A 20,201-nucleotide genomic window follows, 5' to 3' on the forward strand; every position below is an offset into this window, starting at 1 on the left:
CTATGCTTTAATAGACGAATAACCTGACCATTTGGAGTGAATGAGATGAAAGCTTTGGTTTTTCGCGAATTCGGCGGACCCGAAGTTCTGCATATGAGCGAGGTGGCGGATCCAGTGTTAGTTGCCGGGTCCATAATCGTTCGTATGCGAGCGATCGGCCTGAACTTCGCGGATATTTATCGTCGCCGGGGAAATTATCATCTGGCGGGACAAGCGCCTTGGATACTGGGATACGAAGGAGCGGGTATAGTTGAACAGGTAGGCGAAGGCGTCGAAGGCATTCGGGTGGGGGATCGCGTTGGCTTCGCCGACGCCCCTCACGCGAATGCGGAACTCGTTGCCGTTAGCGCCGACCGCGTGATTCCGTTACCGCCGGACATCTCGTTCGAACAAGCCGCATCCGTGCTGTTGCAGGGATTGACCGCGCATTATCTGGTCAACGACAGCTATCCCGTACGCGCGGGCGAGGAAGTTCTAGTCCATGCTGCAGCCGGAGGAGTCGGGCAATTGCTAATCCAGCTTTGCAAGAATAAAGGGGCTAGGGTGCTGGGACTCACGTCGAGCGATGCCAAACGCCAAGTGGCCATGGACGCAGGCGCGGACGAAACATTGCTATACGGAAACGACGGAAGTTGGGTGAGCAAGGCACAGGAATGGTCGGTCGGACGCGACGGTCTGAACGTCGCATATGACTCCGTAGGTTCGACTCTGTTGGATAGCTTCGCGGCCGTGAAGGCGAAGGGAGCGGTCGTGTTCTACGGTATGGCCGGAGGCGATCCTCCGCCTATCGATCCGCGCATGTTGATGGATACCTCCTCGACGTTGACCGGAGGCGATTTGTGGAACCACGTGACGACTAGGGAGGAACGTATTAGACGGGCGGCTTCTCTGTTCGCGGATATGGCGGAACGCAAGCTGAAAATAGAACGACCGAAGCAATTCGCCCTGCGCGATGGAGCGGAAGCCCATCGTTACATGGAAAGTCGGCAAAGCACCGGGAAAATCGTTTTCATTCCGTAAATTTGACGTTTCTTCCGCATGATGTTACAGTATCTACTGCTCTTTCGCCCGGAATCGGATATAATAAGCGTTAGCGAGCTTTAGTAGTCATGAGGGGGATCACCTTGAACCAAACCATTACGGTCAACAAAAAAGAAATAGCTGTCACATTTTCGAATTACTTCGACTCCGAGCTCGGACAGTTCCTGTTCAAGCACGTGATGTGCGACGTCTATATGCCCGGCAACGAGGTCGTTCCGATCGACGTGGAGAAGGAACAGATCAAACGCGTCATCGAAGGCTTCAAGAAACGCACGGAACTGTACGATGAAATTCCGAAAGAAAACATCAAGGGAAAATCGCTTTACGTCATAAATTCGAGAATGCGCTACGATCTCGACTGGATGAAGGGCAACAAGCCTCCGAAGCCGATTTCCTTGGCGGAACACGAGAAACGAAAAGCGGACGAAGCCCGCGGCATCAAGCCGGCTCCGATCGTCGAACCTGAAGAAGCTCCGGAACCGACCGCGCGTCGACCGGAACAACCGAAGGCTCCGGAATATAAGGACAACAGACGCAAATACCTGTTGTCCAAGGGCTTCAAGCACAATCTAGCGACGAACAACTGGGAGATTAAGGATATCCGTTTCCCGGATTCCAAGATCGACAAGTCCCCGTCCGACGAGGAGTTCGCCGAAGGAATGAACCGTTTGCTCGAGGCTTCGTACCAGAACCATCTGAAGCGGAAGAACAAACCTGCGCCGAAGCCTTCCGAGGATAAAGCGTAATAGACGCACAACCCGCCGATCTCCCGAATTCAGGGGATCGGTTTTTTTCGGAACGAGAGAATCGATATTAAGGCAATCTCGAAGCAGCTTGCAGCCGATATTCCGTCGGACTGAAGCTGCTTTCTTTACGGAAAGCTTTGGCGAAATGATTCGTGTCCGGGTAACCTACGAGCTCGGCGACTTCTTTAATCGATAACGAAGTCGTTCCTAGCAGCGTTTTGGCTTTCTGCATTCTTTTGCGGTTTAAATATTTAAGCGGAGATACCGCGAAATGTTTGTTGAAATAACGTACCAAGTAGTTCGGATGAAGATGGACATGCTTCGCGAGCTGTTCCAAAGTGATATGCTCCGCTAGCCTGTTGTCGATGAATCGTTCTATTCGGTTTAGCCGATCTACGTCTTCGGCCCTGCCCGGCACGACGCGGATATGCGGATCGGCTTCCGTCAGGAAATGGGCAATCAGCTCGAGCAAGATCGCCTTCTCCCTGATGCGGGAAATGAAATCGGCGTTCTTGTGCAGCTCGACGAGTTCTCGGAATAAGCCGAGCATTCGCGCGTTGTCCCGAATGTCCATGCAGAACGGAACCTCCAGCCACTGGAACAAATCGAGTTCCCCCAACGAGGCGATAAAATGGCACCAATATTTTCGGAAAGGATCGTCGCTGATGGTCGAGTAGGATTGTTCGACATGCGCGGGCATGAGGCACAATTGACCGGCAACGGGGTAAAACTCTTCCCCGCCGATCTTTACCCAACCGTCTCCTTCGCAAATAAAATAAAACTTATTATAATCCGGGATATAATTCAACTCGCGCCATTCCGGCGAGCATTGGGTGAAATGCGCTTCCACAAGATGAACCCGCAAGTTGCGCAACAGGTCGTCGATATAAGCTGAATCCGGATGAAACCGCGCCACTAAGTTCACCTCAAATGGTTAATTCGATCCCCATGTAAGCTAATCGCCTGCATTCCGATTATAGCAAATCGTTGCTAGACTGAGGATATCCGAATTAATGGAGGCGCTTACGAGATGGGACAAACTTATATCGAACAAAGAACCGCCAGAACCGAATGGTTCTTGAAGGATCGCTTCGGCATGTTCATTCATTGGGGTTTGTACGCGATTCCCGCCAGAGGGGAATGGGTAAGGAACGCGGAACGGATCACAGTGGAGGATTATCAGCAATATTTCGACGATTTTAATCCGCAACGATACGAGCCTCGCGAATGGGCGAGAGCGGCGAAAGCCGCCGGGATGAAATACGCCGTGTTGACGGCTAAGCATCATGATGGCTTCTGCTTGTTCGATAGCAAGCTGACGGACTATAAGTCCACGAAGACGAAGGCGGGAAGAGATCTCGTTAGCGAGTTCTTGGAAGCTTTCCGCGCGGAAGGACTCAAGGTCGGATTGTATTACTCGCTTATCGACTGGCACCATCCCGATTACCCGGCCTACGGCGATACGCACCATCCGATGCGCGACGACGAAACGTACAAACGCGATCCGGACAATTTCGGACGGTACCTCGATTACATGCATGGACAAGTCCGCGAGTTGCTGACCGACTACGGCAAGCTTGACGTCATGTGGTTCGACTTCTCTTACGATGAGATGAAGGCCGAGAAGTGGCGGGCGACCGAGCTGATGGAGACGATCCGTTCCCTTCAACCGCACATCCTTGTTGATAACCGTCTCGAGGCAAGCGGAGAGGGGGGCGGCAGCATCTATACGAAAAACCCAAGCTTCTTTTCCGGGGATTTCGCTTCGCCGGAACAGATCATCCCGCCGAGCGGGGTAACCGACGACGAAGGAAATTCCATTCCGTGGGAAGCCTGCATAACGCTTAATAACAATTGGGGCTACGGATCTTCCGACAAAACCTATAAGTCGGCCAAGACGATTATCCGCAAGCTCGTCGAGTGCGTAAGCAAGAACGGCAATTTGCTGCTGAACGTAGGGCCGAACGCGGAAGGGGAAATTCCGGACGAATCCCTCGCCATCCTGGCGGAAGTCGGGAAGTGGATGGCCCGCAACGGCGCGAGCATCTATGGATGCGGTCAAGCCGACTTGCCGAAACCCGAGTGGGGCCGATTTACCAGCAAGGGGAACAAGCTATACGCCCATTTGTTCGAGGAGAGCGTCGGACCGATTAACTTGGCGGGCTTAGCCGGACGGATCGGGAAAGCAAGGTTGCTGTCGGACGGTTCCGAGGTATTCGTCTCCCGTCCGTGGAACACGGCCCTGTACCCGGACGACGCGTTCTTCAACTTCGCTCAACCGGAAGTACTGACGTATCCGTTGCCTGACGAACGCGACACGGTCGTGGAATTGACTATGATCGAGTAATATTATCCGTTCGTTCTCCGAATGTTTCCTGCGGAGGGCGAACGGTTTTTTTCGGGGGTAATCATTTATTTCTATTTACTGAATTTACCTACACGTCAAAGTTGCGCAAACCTGAAGCATATGTCATGATCATCTCGTGTTCGGTTTCAAAGCCGAGCCTCCCGTGTGAACGGTCTTGATTTGGTTGATATTATTATTATCTGTATATGAGAGGATGCGGGACATGGCGACAAACAACGCGCAAGGGTTAGGCGGGAATAGCGTCATTCTGCGGCTGGACATCGATACGGCTCGCATGAATTTCGGGCTCGTCGCGAATATCATCACGAGCATGGGCGGAGACATTATCGCGATCGACACGATTCATATCGGACATGAGAGCAGCACTCGGGATATTACCGTTAACGTTACCGATGCGGGCGACGTCGCGAAAATAACGGACGCCATTCAGAGAATCCCCGGCATTCGTCTGGTTAACACGTCCGACAGAACTTTTCTATTGCACCTCGGAGGCAAAATCGAAGTCACGCCCAAGGTAACGATACATAACCGCGACGATCTATCGCGCGTGTATACTCCGGACGTAGCGCGCGTATGCATGGCGATCTACGAAGATCCGGACAATGCGTATTCGCTTACGATCAAGCGCAATACGGTAGCGGTCGTCTCCGACGGGACGGCGGTGTTGGGACTCGGAGACATAGGTCCGAGAGCCGCGATGCCCGTCATGGAAGGCAAAGCGATGCTATTCAAGCAGCTTGCGGGCGTTGACGCTTTCCCTATTTGTCTCGACACTCAGGATACGGAGGAGATTATTCGGACGATCAAGCAGATTTCTCCTTCGTTCGGAGGCATTAACTTAGAGGATATTGCTTCTCCGAGATGCTTCGAGATCGAGCAGCGTCTGAAGGAAGAGTTGGACATTCCCGTATTCCACGACGATCAGCACGGAACTGCGGTCGTTACTTACGCCGGGCTAATTAACGCGCTGAAAATCGTAGGCAAGCCTATTTCGGAAGTAAAAGCGGTCGTATGCGGAATCGGCGCGGCAGGAGTCGCGATTAGCGAGATTTTGCTTGCGGCAGGCATTAAAGAGCTTATCGGAGTAGATAAAGAAGGCATACTCGTGGCGGGCGAGGCCTATTCTAACCCCGTGAAGGACGCTTACGCGCTACGCACGAATCCGAACCGAGTTCAGGGGGGGCTAAGCGATGCGTTGCAAGGAGCGGACGTATTCGTTGGGGTATCCGCGGCCGGCTTGCTGAAGAGAGAGCACGTGCTGGGTATGGCGCCTAAGCCGATCGTCTTCGCGATGGCGAATCCGAAACCCGAGATCATGCCGGGAGAGATCGAGGATATCGTCGCGGTTATGGCGACAGGCCGTTCGGATTTCCCGAATCAGATCAACAATGTGTTGTGCTTTCCCGGCATTTTCCGTGCGGCTCTGGACTGTCGGGCCAGCGTCATCAACGAAGAGATGAAGCTCGCGGCGGCGGAGGCGATCGCGTCCGTTATCACCGACGATAAGCTGGACAAATACTATATCGTGCCAAGCGTGTTCGACCAGAAAGTCGTGGAGTTGCTTCGCGATCGCGTCATTCGCGCGGCGATTCGCACGAAAGTCGCCCGTCGTATCCCGAAAGAGTATCGTTAAGCGAGTCGCTTCAACTTTTCCGCAGGGCATAAGCACCTCCGGCTTCCCTTCCGACATAATGTATCGGAAGAGAAGCGGAGGAGGAGCCATCGCATGAGCGGATACGATAGCCGGACAGCCATCTTCTTGGCTGCCGTCTGTAGCCAAACCTATGCTTGTTATAGCGACCCGAAAGGTCAATTCGTCGTCCCGGAGGGATTCAAGCTCGTACAAGAAATTCGCGCGAAATCACTCGCGGGAGTATCGGAGAGATTCGGATTCATTTTGGAATCCGATGACCGAATCATCGTCGCCTTCCGGGGCACGAGTTCGACGACGGACTGGATATCCGACGCCGTAGCCAGTCAATCGAAGTTCAAATGCGTGCGAGATGCCGGTCAAACCCATCGGGGGTTTTCGAACATCTATTATTCCGCGCGCGATAAGATTCTGGACGCTTTGGACGAATTGCCGAACGAAAAAGCGATTTACGTGACGGGTCATAGCCTCGGAGGCGCGTTAGCGACGCTGTGCGCGATGGACCTTGCGGTGAATTCGAGCCATTCCGAGCCGATCGTCTATACTTACGGTTCGCCTAGGGTGGGAGATCCGACGTTCTCGCAGGCTTACAAGGCTATCGTAGGCGATAAGAGTTACCGCGTTAACAACCGATTCGATGTGGTCACGCATTTGCCTCCTACGGTCTATAAGCTTCCTAGAAGGGATAAGATTTATTACTACGAGCATATTACCGCGCCGGAGACGATCACCTTCCACAACGGCTCGATTCCCGGCAATCATATCATAGGCAGTTATTATGCGGAATTGGCCAAGAGGGATCCGACGTACTCGGGTGTGCTGAACGCGGACAATCCAGGTTTTTGTCCGATTCCTTCAAGGTTCGCTTACGTCGTCGTAAGGTAGTAGATCGTGTTCTCCATGGGGGAAAAGACAAGTGAAGCTGAAAACATAGCTTTACTTTATTTTAAATCCGAGTTATCCTATTGGATAATAAAACATTGTGAATAGCCGGGGGGTGTTTCCTGTTAACATAGAGAACATCGAGGCATTCGTATACGTTATCCATTGCGGAAGTTTCAATAAAGCCGCGGAAGCGTTATACTTATCCCAACCATCGGTGACGGCGCGAATACAATCGCTCGAAAGGGAGCTCGATTGCAGGCTGTTCGACCGGCAAGGCAAGCAGATTCAGATTACGGAGGAAGGCAAACGGTTCTTGCCCTATGCCCAGCAGCTTCTGTTGACTTATCAGAAGGGCAAGCTGCACGTTCACCGGAAAAAATCGTTGCCTCAAGAGTTTCGGATCGGCTGCACGGTATCGGTATCCAACTATACGATTCCCGAACTGCTGCCCGGACTCAAAAGCAGGTTTCCCGATACCCGCTTCAAGATCGTTACCGGAGTGACCGACGATATCGTAAACAAGGTGTTGAACAAAGAGGTCGATATCGGTTTTGTCCGGAACGTGAACCACCCCAACTTGCACTCCGTGAAACTGTACGAGGACCCGATTACTTTGTACGCTTACGAAGGCCACCCGTTCGTCGGCGCGGAGCTTCTGACGGTCGAAGAGATCGCCGAGCAGCCGCTCGTGTTCTTCGAATGCGGGGCCCTTGATTGGCTGAGAATCCATCGGGTGTTCGAGAATCTCGACAAGCCGCCTAACATCCAGATCCAGACCGACAATTCCGAGATGGCCAAGAAGCTGGTTATCCGTAAGGCGGGCATATCTTTTTTGCCCGAATTATGCGCGAAGCAAGAAATTTCCGAAGGTAAGCTTATTCCTCTGCGCGTTCCGGAGACGGACGGGATTTCCTTGCAGACGAATCTGATCTCCAACCTCGGGGAGCACGTACAATTCCTGAATGCCATAATCGAAATCGGCAAACAACTTAACCGCCAATAGGAGGAATTACGATGAGCCACATTGTTATTATCCACGGTAGTCCGACGCCCGGGTCCCGCTTGAACGGACTGGTAGAATTCGTAGAAGGCAAATGGAACGAGAAAGGGATCAAAGTCAGCCATGTCCGGGTAGCGGATCTGCCTGCGGAAGCATTGCTCCACGCCGACTTCAAAAACGAAGAAATATTGGCGGCCCTAGCTTTGGTAGAATCGGCCAGCGGCGTCGTAATCGCCAGCCCGGTCTATAAAGCCTCTTTCACCGGAGTCTTGAAAGCTTTCCTCGATCTGCTTCCTCAGACGGGCTTGAAAGGCAAAGCGACGCTTCCTTTGTTCATCGGTGGAACGATCGCTCACTTGCTAAGCTTGGACTATGCGCTGAAACCGGTGTTGTCCGTGCTCGGAAGCAGGAACATTCTCGGAGGCGTATACGCGATCGATGCGTGGGTACAGCGCCTGGAAGGCGGCGGGTTCGAACTTTCCGAAGAGCTGCGCGATCGTTTGACGAACGCGGCGGAGGAGCTGGCGGAAGAGATTACATGGATCGGTATCCGTTCCAAAGAGAACATCCAAACTCCGTAATTGAAAATAGCGAGCCGCCCTCGTCTATGAGACTTGGGCGGTTTTTGCTTGCTCGTTTATCACGACCTTTCTGAAGTTGCTCGACTCGCCGATATTAGGTTCTCCCAGACCACTAATTGCTTCGAAGTTGCTCGACTTGCCGATATTAGGTTCTCCCAGACCACTAATTGCATTGAAGTTGCTCGACTCGCCGTTGTAAGGTTCTCACGGACCACTAATTGCTTCGAGGTTGCTCGATTCGCCGAAGTAAGGTTCTCCCAGACCACTAATTGCATAGAAGTTGCTCGACTCGCCGTTGTAAGGTTCTCCCGGACCACTAATTGATTCGAAGTTACTTGACTCGCCGATATTAGGTTCTCCCAGACCACTAATTGCTTCGAAGTTACTTGACTCGCCGAAGTAAGGTTCTCCCAGACCACTAATTGCTTCGAGGTTGCTCGACTTGCAGATGTAAGGTTCTCCCAGACTACTAATTGCTTCGAAGTTGCCAGACTCGCCGAAGTAAGGTTCTCCCAGACCACTAATTGCTTCGAAGTTGCTCGACTCGCAGAAGTAAGGTTCTCCCAGACCACTAAATGCCACGAAATTGCTCGACTCGCCAAAGTAAGGTTCTCCCGGAACCCTAAGTGCCTCGAAATTGCTCGACTCGCCGAAGTAAGGTTCTCCCGCACCACTAATTGATTCGAAATTGCCCGACTCGCCGAAGTAAGGCTCTCCCGCACCACTAATTGCTTCGAGGTTGCTCGACTCGCCGAAGTAAGGTTCTTGCGGACCACTAATTGATTCGAAGTTGCTCGACTCGCCGAAGTAAGGTTCTCCCAGACCACTAATTGCCTCGAAGTTGCTCGACTCGCAGAAGTAAGGTTCTCCCAGACCACTAATTGCTTCGAAGTTGCTCGACTCGACGATGTATGGATCTCCGGAACCCTAAGTGCCTCGAAATTGCTCGACTCGCCGAAGTAAGGTTCTCCCGCACCACTAATTGATTCGAAATTGCCCGACTTGCCGAAGTAAGGTTCTCCCGCACCACTAATTGCTTCGAGGTTGCTCGACTCGCCGAAGTAAGGTTCTCCCGGAACCCTAAGTGCCTCGAAGTTACTCCAACCGTTGAAGTAACGGCACCCAGTTCCGCTAAGCGCCACCAACACATCTAATCCATCGAAATAACGGAACCTCGTTCCGCTATACGCCCTAGATTCCCCCGAACCGCCGAATTAACGGAACCTCGTTCCGTTATGCGCCCAAGATTCCCCCGAACCATCGAAATAGCGGAACCCTGTTCCGTTATGCGCCCTAGATTCCCCCGAACCATCGAAATAGCGGAACCTCGTTCCGCTATACGCCCCAGATTACCCCGAACCGCCGAAATAACAGAACCCTGTTCCGTTATGCGCCCTAGATTCCCTCAAACCATCGAAATAGCGGAACCCTGTTCCGTTATGCGCTCTGGAATCCCCCGAACCATCGAAATAGCGGAACCCGTTTCCGCTTTTGGCCGCGCCAATCGTGCCCAAACTTGACTAGTGGTCAGAATTCATCCTTTAGAATCAAACTCTCGTACAGCATTGATCCCCTTGCGAGAGCAAGTTCACGTTGCCCATGGGCCAATCTCCCTATCGTTTTTTACTATTGATCCATAGAACTTCTCTATTATCCAAAGCTGCCGCATGGTGATATTGTTAAACACAACATTAATTCTTACTTAACCGCTAGGAATTATGAGTTTAATAAAAAGAAATGTGGAGGGATCATCTCATGAAAAAATTAACGTTACTAGCAATCGCCCTAATTCTCGTCTTAACGGTTGCCGCATGCGGTAGCAAAAACAACAACGCCAGCAACGCAAGCAACTCCCCATCCAAGGAACCGGCGGCATCCTCCTCGGACGCGTCGCCAAGCGAGTCCACTTCGGCTAGCTCCGAAGCGCCGAAAGAGGTCAAGAAAATCATCGTAGGAACCGGCAACCAGTTTCCGAAGGTCGCTTTCCTCGACGAGAGCGGCAAGCTAACGGGATTCGACGTCGAACTCGTACGCGAAATCGACAAGCGACTGCCCGAGTACGAATTCGAGCTTCAAGTGCTTGATTTCACTAACATCCTGCTCAGCCTGGAAACGAAGAAAATCGACATGGCCGCACATGAGTTCGAGAAAAACCCGGAGCGCGAAGCGAAGTACCTATTCAACAAAGAACCTTACGCGCACTGGAAAAACAAAATCGTTGTATCCAAAAACAACAACGATCCGATCGAGACGCTTGACGATCTGAAAGGCAAGAAGTTCTACACGACCGCAACAAGCGCCGAAGCCACCATTCTCGAGAACTATAACAAGACGCACGACAATGCGCTTAAGATCGTCTATTCCAACGGCGGCGCCAACGACATCGCTCAGCAAATCTCTTCCGGTCGGGTAGACGCGACCATTGCCGCGGATTTCGTGCTTCCGCTTCTGGATACGGCGGGCAAGCTGAAAACTGTCGGCAAAGAGCTAAGCGAATCCGACATCCTGTTCCTTTTCCGCAAGAACGATCCGGAGCAACAGGCTCTCGCAGATGCGGTAGACAAAGCGATCGTCGAGCTGAAAGCAGACGGAACGCTTAAGAAACTCAGCGAACAATGGCTAGGTTTCGATGCCACCGAGTCGGAGAAATAGGTTCGCTACAAGAAAGGATGAAGACGGGTTATGGGTACGCCATTCGATATCGCTTACGTATACGAGTACTTCCTGAAGCTGCTGCCCTTCATCAGAATCTCTCTCCTTATCGTGTTCGGATCCATAGTCGTAGGAATGGGCGTCGGACTTCTCGTCGCCCTTCCCCGATTATACAAAGTCCCGGTGCTGCAGCGGTTTTCCCAAGTGTATGCTTCATTTTTCCGGGGAACGCCGATCTTGATCCAGTTATTCTTGATCTATTACTTGTTGCCGGAGCTGCTGAAGCTCGTATCGATCGACGTAACGAAAGTCCCGGTGTTGATCTTCGTTATCCTGGCGTACGGCTTGCATAGCGGGGCCTATTTTTCCGAAGGCATTCGCGCCGCGGTATCCGCGGTGGATAGGGGGCAAGTGGAAGCCGCATACGCGGTCGGCATGACCGGATACCAAGCGTTCACCCGCATCGTATTTCCGCAAGCCCTCGCGATCTCGATTCCGATCTTAGCGAATCTCATTATCGCGACGCTCAAAGATACATCTTTAGCGTTCACGTTGGGCGTCATGGAGCTTACGGGGAAAGCGCAGACGCTATTCACGGTTTCAAGGCACATGCTCGAAAGTTATCTCGCGCTGGCCATAGTCTACTTCATTCTTAGCTTCTTCCTGGAGAAAATGTTCAACTTCGCGGAGCGGAGATTACTGAAACATGAAGCTCCGATCGCGAAAGAAGATAAAGTACCGATGGGCCGAAAATGGCTGAACCGCACACTGGATCCGGACATCGCGTTAAGCAAAGGAGGCGCCGGCGTATGAAATGGGACTTCTCGTTTATTTGGACGGCGTTCTTGGATTTGCTTCCCGCCCTTCCGACCACGCTTTATATTACGGCCGTCTCCGTAAGCTGCGGGTTCGTCATTGGCTTGATCGTCACCTTATCGAGAATGTACAAAGTGCCGGTGCTTAGCCAAATAGGCACCGCCTACGTAACGTTCGTGCGCGGAACTCCGATGTTGACCCATCTGCTGATCGTCTATATCGGATTATCGATGTTGTTAGATCATTTGTCCGACAAGTTCGGGTGGTCGTTTAACTCCGTATCGATTCCGATGATCGGATTCGCTTATATCGCCTTCTCGATCACGGCCGGAGCTTACTTGGCGGAGGTCATCCGTTCCGGATTGCTGGCAGTAAACAAAGGACAGCTCGAAGCCGCTTATTCCGTAGGCATGACGACATTCCAAGCGCTTCGCCGAATCGTATTCCCGCAAGCGTTCGCCGCCGCGCTCCCGAATCTATCGAATTCGCTCATCGGAATGTTGCACGGTTCTACGCTCGCTTTTACCGTTTCGGTCGTCGATATCAACGCCAAGGCGCAGATCGTAGCTTCGACCAACTGGAAGTTTCCCGAGGCTTATTTGGCCGCGGCGCTTCTCTTCTGGGGCTTGACGGTCTTGATCGAAAGAGGGACCGCATTGCTCGAGAAAAGAATTAACGTCTACAACCGCGGAGGTGTCGCATGATCCATCTGAAGCGAATAACGAAGTCATTCGGTCGCAACGAGGTGCTAAAGGGAATCGACCTGACCATCCGCAAAGGGGAGGTCGTAGCGATCGTCGGACCGAGCGGCTCGGGAAAAACAACGTTGCTGAGATGCATCAATTACTTGGAGAAACCCAGCGACGGGGAAATCTCGATCGACGAATTCTCCGTTCATTTCAAGAAACCCCATAAAAAAGACATTCACGCTTTGCGCCAGAAAAGCGCGATGGTTTTCCAGCAGTACAATCTTTTTCGCCATAAGACCGCTCTGGAGAACGTGATGGAAGGGCTCGTCGTCGTTCAAAAGATACCGAAAGAGGAAGCGAGAAAGAGGAGCGTAGAGCTGCTGGAGAAAGTGGGGTTAGGCGATAAATTGGACTCGTATCCGAGCCAGTTATCCGGAGGTCAGCAGCAACGCGTTGGCATCGCCCGGGCTCTAGCGCTTAATCCGGAAGTCATTCTATTCGACGAACCGACCTCCGCCCTCGATCCGGAGCTTGTCGGCGAAGTGCTGGGGGTTATCCGCAAGATCGCCAAGGAAGGAATTACGATGATCATCGTCACTCATGAAATGGCCTTCGCTCAGGACGTGGCCAATCATGTCGTCTTCATGGAGGGCGGCGTCATCGTCGAGGAAGGTCCGCCTAACGTCATTTTCAACGTCCCCAAGGAGGAGAGGACGAAACAGTTTCTGGCGAGATATACGTCCGAGAGCGCTTATTCTATTTAACCGAACGGAGTGAATCATAGATGGCATTAAAATTCGGTATATTGGACCAAAGCATCGTTTTTCCCGGCCAGACGCCTTCCGAGGCGCTGAACAATACGATCAAGCTGGCGCAGCTCGCGGAATCTCTAGGCTTCGACCGATTCTGGGTATCGGAGCACCACGATTCGCCGCAGATGGCGGGAGCTTCCCCCGAAGTGCTCATCTCCCATCTACTCGCGCGTACGGAACGGATCCGCATCGGTTCCGGAGGCGTTATGCTGCAGCATTACAGCCCTTACAAAGTGGCGGAGAACTTCAACGTGCTCGCTTCGTTGGCCCCGGGAAGGGTAGATTTGGGTATCGGTCGCGCGCCAGGCGGGCTTCCTCGTTCGACGAAGGCGCTGCAGAAGGGACTCGGCGAAGCGGATACGCTCGGCGATAAATTGCTCGAACTCGAGAAGCTGCTACATGGTCAGCTGGACGAAGAACATCCGCTCGCGGGCTTGCAAGCGAATCCGTTGCCGGTGCAACCTGCGGAAATCTATTTGCTCGGAACGAGTCTTTCGAGCGCTCGCTTAGCGGCCGAGAGAGGTTATCCTTACGTGTTCGCGTTGTTCATTAACAACGATCCGGAAGCGGCGAAGGCCGCGTTCGATACGTACCGAGAGCATTTCAACCGCGAGACGGGGCGGGAACCGATTTCCATTCTGGCGCTATCCGTCATTGCCTCCGATACGGAGGAGGAAGCAAACGAAATCGCAGGCCATTTCAAGAGCGTTCGCGTAACGCTTGCCAGCGGCAAAACGGTTAACGTAGGTTCGCTGGAACAAGCGGAGGAGTTCGCGAGGCAAGCCGGCGAGACGTATACCGCGGAAGTTCGTGATGCGGATATTACTCGGGGAACGAAGGAAACCGTCCGCAAGAGATTGCTTGAGTTAAGAGACTTGTACGACGCCGACGAACTGATCTTTACGACGATCATCCCGGATTTCGCGAAACGGGTAAGATCGTTCCAATTGTTAAAAGAAGCTTTCGAGGAACAAACGGTATAACGAGATAAGTTACGAGCGATCCACAAATAGAGAAGGAGGAGCGAAAATGGGCGATTTAACGGCGAAGCGGCTCGAACGAAAGCTGATTGAGATCAGGCGGCGATTGCACGAGAATCCGGAGCTTTCCCACGAGGAATTCGAGACGACGGCGGCAATCCGGGGCTGGCTCGGCGAAGCGGGAATCCGAATCGCCGAGCAATACCCGCTCGCGACCGGCGTCGTGGCCGAGGTCGGAGGAACGCGCGGAGGGCCGGTTATCGCCATCCGCGCGGATATCGACGCGCTCCCGATTCAGGAGGAGACGGGACTTCCGTTCGCTTCGCGAATTCAGGGCAAGATGCATGCTTGCGGCCACGATTTCCATACCGCGGCCGCGCTAGGAGCGGCGTTACTGCTTAAGCAACGCGAGCACGAGCTTCCGGGTACGGTGAGATTCCTGTTCCAGCCAGCGGAAGAGAAGGCTAAAGGCGCTTCGCAGGTCATCGCGAGCGGCGCCTTGGAAGACGTCGAAGCGATATTCGGCTTGCATAACAAGCCGGATTTGCCCGTCGGTACGATCGGCATCAAATCCGGGCCTATCATGGCCGCGGCGGACGGCTTCGTCGTAGAGGTTGAAGGCCGCGGAACTCACGCTGCCGTGCCCGAAGCCGGTATCGATCCGATCGTGGCTTCGGCCCATATCATTACCGCGCTTCAGTCGATCGTCAGCCGCAACGTCAGCGCTTTGGAGAGCGCGGTCATCAGCGTTACGAGGCTGAATAGCGGAACGGCATGGAACGTTATCGCCGAGAAAGCCGTATTCGACGGGACATTAAGAACGTTCGATGAGAAAGTGCGCTTAAAGGTGCGCGAACGTTTCGAACAGATCGTGACCGGCGTCGGGACGGCACTCGGAACCGAGACGAAGATCAAATGGTTGGTCGGACCTCCCGCCGTCGTCAACGATCCGAAATGGGCCGAAAGGTCGGCCAAGACGGCCGCCGCGCTCGGCTTGACGATCGTAGAGCCGAAGCCTTCCCCGGCGGGAGAAGATTTCGCTTTCTACCTGAGGGAAACCCCGGGCATCTTTTTCTTCTTGGGTACGTCGGGGCCGCAGGAATGGCATCATCCCGCATTCGACGTTGACGAGCGGTCGCTGCCGATTGCTGCAGAGTTTTTCTCCGCGCTGGCGGTCGATGCCTTAGAGCAACTTTACGGTTCGCACCCGGATGATTCGAGTTCGGACGCGATCTTGAGCACGGGAAGCCAATAGGAGGAAATGACGATGCGGCAACAATACGATGTCATCGTCGTAGGCGCGGGATCGATGGGAATGAGCGCCGGATACGAATTAGCGCGACGCGGCTTAAAAACCCTTTTGATCGACGCTTTCGATCCGCCGCATGCGATGGGTAGCCACCACGGCGAGCCTCGGTTGATCCGGCACGCTTACAGCGGCGGTCCGACGTACGTGAAGCTCGCGCTAAGGGCTGACGAACGTTGGCGCGAACTTGAAGCCGCAACGGGAGAAAAGCTGTTGGAGCGATCGGGCGTGCTTAATATCGCGGATCCGAACGTTTACTCGTACGAAGGACGATTCCCGGATGCCGCGAACTACGGCGTGAGAATCGAAGACCTGACCGCTCGCGATATCCGGGAACGTTGGCCAGGAGTTGTCGTTCCCGACCATTATCGGGCGATGTTCGAACCGGATGCCGGATATTTGTACAGCGAGAAATGCATAACCGCTTATCGGAAATTAGCCGTGGAAGCGGGAGCCCGTTTGCTTACGAATACATTTGTCACCGGCATCCGGCCGGAAAAAGCTTTCGTGACAGTCACAACGGGAGAAGAGTCATACATCGCGGACCAAGTCGTACTTACCGCGGGTGCATGGTATCGGTCGTTCGCTTCCTTGATCGACGTCCCGGTTAGGGCGGTACGCAAGGTTGTCGGATGGTTCCGGCCGGAAAACGATTCTTTCGATGCCGGGTCTTTTCCCGGATTTACGTACGGCGACGCTAGCGGGGGCTATTACGGTTTTCCCAGCATCGGCGGCGCAGGGGTCAAGATCGGCCGGCACGACGGAGGCGTTCCCTGGCAACCGGGGGAACCGCTTGAGCCTTTCGGGGCTTATCCCGACGACGAGGCGGATTTGCGAGCGGCGCTAGAGGCGTTCTTGCCGGGCGCCGCCGGAGAACTCATACGCGGGGTCGCGTGTAAATACGAGATCACGCCCGATGAGGACTTCCTGATCGACGCCCATCCCGAACATCCGAACGTGCTACTCGCCGGCGGATTTTCCGGGCACGGCTTCAAGTTCGCAAGCGCCGTCGGAGAACTGTTGGCGGACCGGATCGAGCTGGGAAGTTGGGGGCGCGACATTGATTTATTTTCGCTATCGCGGTTCTCCCCAACGAAATCAACAAATTCGCTTTAATTAAGAAGGAGGCAATCCAATGAGCCAACATGAAGCTCCGGTCGATATCGACTCGTATTTGCATACTTACGAACAGCTGCATCAAGCGATAGAAGGATTGTCCGAAGACCAACTCCGATGGAAGCCTTCGGAGAAGCAATGGAGCGTAACGGAGGTACTAACGCATCTGGCGGACCATAACATCGTCGTCTCATTCCGCTTGCGCGAGATTTTGTCCGGCTCGGAAGTTCGTCTGCCCGCGTTCGGCCAAGATTCTTGGGTAGCCGGCCAGAAGGCGAACGAAGGAAACGCTTCGGACGTCCTGGGTATTTTCCGCAGCTTGCTCATTTACAATAGCTTGACGTTCCGCAGGTTAACCGCCGAGGATTGGAACAAAACGGGCGTGAATTTCAAAGGCGAGACGGTAACTCTGGCCACGATCATTAAGGGGTTCATCTCGCACGTTCATCATCATCTGGGGCAAATCGATCGCATTAAGAAAGCTGAGACTAAGCATGTCGGCCTAACGGAATAAAGATCGAAACAAAACGAGAGCGAAAGCAGGTGGAGGATATGACGGATCGGAAAGTCATCATACGCCAGGCCGCGGACAGCGATAGGGAAGCGATCATACGGGTGTTGCTGGATGCTTACGGGCAATACGAGAATACGCTCTCCTCGGAGCGTTGGGTGCAATACAAGGAAAGTTTTCTCCATGCAATCGACGCCCCTACGACGAGAGATCGGCTAGTCGCCGAGGTGGATGGGGATATCGTCGGAAGCGTGTTTCTATATGACTCCTCCGAGACGGCATACGGCGCTCCGCAGTTGGAAATTCATAACCCGATAATTCGTTTGCTCGGAGTATCGACCCAAGCTCGCGGACTCGGCATTGCGACGGAATTGATTCGCGCCAGCGCCAGATTGGCGTTGGAAGGCGGGGCCGACACGCTTCATCTTCACACTTCGGACATGATGGATTCGGCGGTCCGACTCTACGAACGGCTTGGCTTCGAACGGGCTTACGACAAGGAGTTCCAGAACGGGGACATCTTGGTGAAGAGCTACCGGCTGCATTTAAGGGGAACGGCGTTATTGCACTCTTAACCAATCAAGCGTTCATCCTAAAGGAGGAATTCGAATGGCTAGAAGCAAAAAATTGAAGCTCGGAACGATCATCCACGGGGTTGGCGGCAACGTGTCGGCATGGCGGCATCCGGAAGTTCCCGTCGATGCCAGCGTGAACTTCGAATTTTACAAGAAGCAAGCCCGGGTCGCGGAGGCGGGCAAGTTCGATCTCGTCTTCATCGCCGACGGCTTGTATATTAACGAGAAGTCGATTCCCCACTTTCTGAACCGGTTCGAGCCGATCACGATTTTGTCGGCGCTCGCCGCGGTCACGAGCAACATTGGTCTCGTCGGCACGTTGTCGACTTCGTATAGCGAGCCGTTCACCGTGTCTCGCCAGTTCGGTTCGCTCGATCACATAAGCGGAGGCCGCGCGGGTTGGAATGTCGTAACTTCTCCACTCGAAGGCTCCGCGAAAAACTACGGTAAGCCGGAGCATCCGACGCATGACGAACGCTACAAGATCGCGGAGGAATTTTTGGAAGTGTCCCGCGGGTTATGGGATTCGTGGGAAGACGACGCGTTCGAGCGGAACAAGGAAAGCGGCGTGTTCTTCGATCCGTCCAAGATGCACCGGCTGGATCATAAGGGAGAGTATTTCTCCGTGCAAGGACCGCTCAATATCGCGCGTTCCAAGCAAGGGCATCCGGTAATCTTCCAAGCGGGCTCGTCCGAGAGCGGCAGGAAATTGGCGGCGAAGAGCGCGGATGCCGTGTTCACCGGTCACGAGAACATCGAAGAGGCGAAAGCTTTTTATAAGGATGTGAAGGATCGCGCGGTCGCATTGGGACGTTCTCGCGACGACATCGCGATCTTCCCGGGCATCGGGCCGATCATCGGGGAGACGGAGGAAGATGCGGAGCGCAAATATTTGGAGTACGCGAATTTGGTGACGATCGACAAAGCTTTGGAATATTTGGGACGGTTTTTCGAGCATCATGATTTCTCGCAGTACCCGCTCGACGAGCCGTTCCCTGAGCTCGGGGACTTGGGCACGAACAGCTTCCGCAGCGGAACGGACAAGATCAAACAGATCGCCCGCGAGCAGGGGCTGACGCTTCGCGAGGTGGCGATCCGCTCGGCGACGCCGCGCAGCGAATTCATCGGGACGGCGGAGAAAGTCGCCAACCTGCTTCAGCGTTGGCACGAGGAGGAAGCCGCCGACGGCTTCATCATTTACGCCTCGACTCCGGACGCTCTGAGCGACTTCGTCGAACGCGTCGTTCCGTTGCTGCAAGAGCGGGGCATCTACCGCACCGAATACGAGTCCGATACGCTTCGCGGCAACCTTGAGCTGCCGATTCCGGAGAACCGTTATACGGTCGCCAAGGTTAATAACTAAATTCATTTGCCAAGTCCCCGTTTCAACGCTAATTGCGTTGGAACGGGGACTTTTTGTATTGAAAGGAAATTAATATTGAGCGCTGTAGTTGGAGTTGGTCAAATTAAATGAGTGCGGAGAGTGGAAGGTGGGCGCCGTAGTTGGAGTTAGTCAAGCTAAATGAGTGCGGGGAGTGGAGGATGAGCGCTGTAGTTGGAGTTAGTCAAGCTAAATGAGTGCGGGGAGTGGAGGGTGAGCGCGAAACGTGCCGTTTTCTATCGTTTTCTGGGGAATGAATCTTCTTGATCTCCAAAGGGGCTTGCATTAGACTTATAAGTAATCAAGCCCCAAAAAGAATAGCAGGGTAGGCAATGGTGCCTAGGATAGAGAACGAGTATCGTTCTTGAGCCTGGGCACCTTTTTGTCGTGCCGCGACAGACGATCGATTCCGAGAAGCGAAGAGGTGAAGGGAGTGAACCGTCAACCGATCAGGGGAGTTCCGTTAGCCGTGAGGATCATTCCGAACGTGGACGCGGGACTGGCGATTCAGCTAAAGCTTCGACCGCATATCCGCAGCTTAGGCTTATTCACGTCGACCGTAGATGACGTGGGTTATACGGCGGTGGACGAAGCGACGAAAAAGGCGGCGGTAGAGGTCGTATATGCCCGTTCATTCTATGCGGGCTCAGGACATGCTTCGGGCCCTCTGTCCGGAGAGTTCATCGGCATTATCGGAGGGGAGACGCCGGCGGAAGTAAGAAGCGGGTTGGACGCGGCTCTCGGGCTGATGGAAAGCGGCGCATGCTTCTACGCGTTGAACGAAGAGCAATCGCATGCGTATTATGCTCACGTGATTTCGCGAACGGGATCTTATTTGTCCCATGTGGCGGGTATTCCCGAAGGCGAACCACTCGCTTATTTGATAGCGCCGCCGCTCGAAGCCGTGTTCGGGCTGGATGCCGCGCTGAAAGCGGCGGACGTGCGGTTGTGCCAATTTTACGGTCCGCCTACGGAGACGAATTTCGGCGGCGGGCTGCTGACGGGCAGTCAATCGGCTTGCAGTGCGGCGGCGGAAGCTTTCGCCCAAGCGGTGTCCGATGTGGCTCTTTATCCGAAGAAATGAGGCGGTG

20 protein-coding genes are annotated in these 20,201 nt (G+C 53.7%); 18 read left to right on the forward strand and 2 right to left on the reverse strand.

What is annotated here, in order from left to right:
- Positions 1-45 precede the first annotated feature (45 nt).
- Both D7Z26_RS11695 and D7Z26_RS11700 read left to right on the forward strand, forming a co-directional pair.
- On the forward strand, positions 46-1,020 hold the full coding sequence (locus D7Z26_RS11695) for a quinone oxidoreductase family protein (protein ID WP_120977077.1): 975 nt from the start codon (positions 46-48) through the stop codon (positions 1,018-1,020).
- A gap of 104 nt (positions 1,021-1,124) precedes the next feature.
- Positions 1,125-1,787 carry a hypothetical protein gene (locus D7Z26_RS11700; protein WP_120977079.1) on the forward strand — a complete coding sequence of 221 codons (663 nt, stop codon included), beginning with the start codon at positions 1,125-1,127 and terminating at the stop codon, positions 1,785-1,787.
- Between the two features lie 67 nt (positions 1,788-1,854).
- Here D7Z26_RS11700 and D7Z26_RS11705 read toward each other — a convergent pair whose 3' ends face one another.
- Positions 1,855-2,703, reverse strand: a complete 849-nt coding sequence (locus D7Z26_RS11705; RefSeq protein ID WP_120977080.1) for an AraC family transcriptional regulator — start codon at positions 2,701-2,703, stop codon at positions 1,855-1,857.
- Positions 2,704-2,817: 114 nt separating this feature from the next.
- On the opposite strand from D7Z26_RS11705, the gene D7Z26_RS11710 reads away from it, so the two are divergent.
- The 5 genes from D7Z26_RS11710 (at position 2,818) to ssuE (ending at position 8,272) form a co-directional block, all read left to right on the forward strand.
- Entirely contained in the window at positions 2,818-4,134 is a 1,317-nt protein-coding gene (locus tag D7Z26_RS11710) for an alpha-L-fucosidase (protein WP_120977082.1), read from the forward strand.
- Between the two features lie 223 nt (positions 4,135-4,357).
- Positions 4,358-5,788 carry an NAD-dependent malic enzyme gene (locus D7Z26_RS11715; protein ID WP_120977084.1) on the forward strand — a complete coding sequence of 477 codons (1,431 nt, stop codon included), beginning with the start codon at positions 4,358-4,360 and terminating at the stop codon, positions 5,786-5,788.
- Between the two features lie 93 nt (positions 5,789-5,881).
- Entirely contained in the window at positions 5,882-6,691 is an 810-nt protein-coding gene (locus D7Z26_RS11720; RefSeq protein WP_120977087.1) for a lipase family protein, read from the forward strand.
- A gap of 97 nt (positions 6,692-6,788) precedes the next feature.
- The gene (locus D7Z26_RS11725; protein WP_233566821.1) at positions 6,789-7,694 is read left to right on the forward strand and encodes a LysR family transcriptional regulator; all 906 of its coding nucleotides are present in this window, start codon (positions 6,789-6,791) and stop codon (positions 7,692-7,694) included.
- An 11-nt stretch (positions 7,695-7,705) separates the two neighbouring features.
- Positions 7,706-8,272: an NADPH-dependent FMN reductase gene (gene ssuE, locus D7Z26_RS11730; protein ID WP_120977091.1), complete on the forward strand. Its 567-nt coding sequence runs from the start codon at positions 7,706-7,708 to the stop codon at positions 8,270-8,272.
- Positions 8,273-8,476: 204 nt separating this feature from the next.
- Here ssuE and D7Z26_RS11735 read toward each other — a convergent pair whose 3' ends face one another.
- Complete coding sequence (locus D7Z26_RS11735; RefSeq protein ID WP_120977093.1) at positions 8,477-8,854, reverse strand: hypothetical protein; 378 nt, start codon at positions 8,852-8,854, stop codon at positions 8,477-8,479.
- A gap of 1,173 nt (positions 8,855-10,027) precedes the next feature.
- Here D7Z26_RS11735 and D7Z26_RS11740 point away from each other — a divergent pair.
- The 11 genes from D7Z26_RS11740 (at position 10,028) to eutL (ending at position 20,194) form a co-directional block, all read left to right on the forward strand.
- Positions 10,028-10,924: a transporter substrate-binding domain-containing protein gene (locus tag D7Z26_RS11740; protein ID WP_120977095.1), complete on the forward strand. Its 897-nt coding sequence runs from the start codon at positions 10,028-10,030 to the stop codon at positions 10,922-10,924.
- A gap of 30 nt (positions 10,925-10,954) precedes the next feature.
- The gene (locus tag D7Z26_RS11745) at positions 10,955-11,737 is read left to right on the forward strand and encodes an amino acid ABC transporter permease (protein WP_120977096.1); all 783 of its coding nucleotides are present in this window, start codon (positions 10,955-10,957) and stop codon (positions 11,735-11,737) included.
- Positions 11,734-12,444 carry an amino acid ABC transporter permease gene (locus tag D7Z26_RS11750; RefSeq protein WP_120977098.1) on the forward strand — a complete coding sequence of 237 codons (711 nt, stop codon included), beginning with the start codon at positions 11,734-11,736 and terminating at the stop codon, positions 12,442-12,444. Before D7Z26_RS11745 ends, D7Z26_RS11750 begins: the two co-directional genes overlap by 4 nt.
- Entirely contained in the window at positions 12,441-13,193 is a 753-nt protein-coding gene (locus D7Z26_RS11755) for an amino acid ABC transporter ATP-binding protein (RefSeq protein ID WP_120977100.1), read from the forward strand. Before D7Z26_RS11750 ends, D7Z26_RS11755 begins: the two co-directional genes overlap by 4 nt.
- Positions 13,194-13,213: 20 nt before the next feature.
- Positions 13,214-14,224: an LLM class flavin-dependent oxidoreductase gene (locus D7Z26_RS11760; RefSeq protein ID WP_120977102.1), complete on the forward strand. Its 1,011-nt coding sequence runs from the start codon at positions 13,214-13,216 to the stop codon at positions 14,222-14,224.
- A 46-nt stretch (positions 14,225-14,270) separates the two neighbouring features.
- Complete coding sequence (locus D7Z26_RS11765; protein ID WP_120977104.1) at positions 14,271-15,476, forward strand: amidohydrolase; 1,206 nt, start codon at positions 14,271-14,273, stop codon at positions 15,474-15,476.
- 12 nt (positions 15,477-15,488) lie between these two features.
- Complete coding sequence (gene solA / locus D7Z26_RS11770; RefSeq protein WP_456064394.1) at positions 15,489-16,643, forward strand: N-methyl-L-tryptophan oxidase; 1,155 nt, start codon at positions 15,489-15,491, stop codon at positions 16,641-16,643.
- 19 nt (positions 16,644-16,662) lie between these two features.
- Positions 16,663-17,157, forward strand: coding sequence for a DinB family protein (locus D7Z26_RS11775; RefSeq protein WP_120977108.1), 495 nt, complete (start codon positions 16,663-16,665; stop codon positions 17,155-17,157).
- Between the two features lie 38 nt (positions 17,158-17,195).
- Entirely contained in the window at positions 17,196-17,729 is a 534-nt protein-coding gene (locus D7Z26_RS11780; protein WP_120977110.1) for a GNAT family N-acetyltransferase, read from the forward strand.
- 34 nt (positions 17,730-17,763) lie between these two features.
- Complete coding sequence (locus D7Z26_RS11785) at positions 17,764-19,092, forward strand: LLM class flavin-dependent oxidoreductase (RefSeq protein WP_120977112.1); 1,329 nt, start codon at positions 17,764-17,766, stop codon at positions 19,090-19,092.
- Between the two features lie 451 nt (positions 19,093-19,543).
- Complete coding sequence (gene eutL, locus D7Z26_RS11790; protein WP_120977114.1) at positions 19,544-20,194, forward strand: ethanolamine utilization microcompartment protein EutL; 651 nt, start codon at positions 19,544-19,546, stop codon at positions 20,192-20,194.
- Positions 20,195-20,201: the final 7 nt, after the last annotated feature.

The sequence above is a fragment of the Cohnella endophytica genome (assembly GCF_003628305.1).
GTDB classification, from domain to species: Bacteria; Bacillota; Bacilli; order Paenibacillales; family Paenibacillaceae; genus Cohnella; species Cohnella endophytica.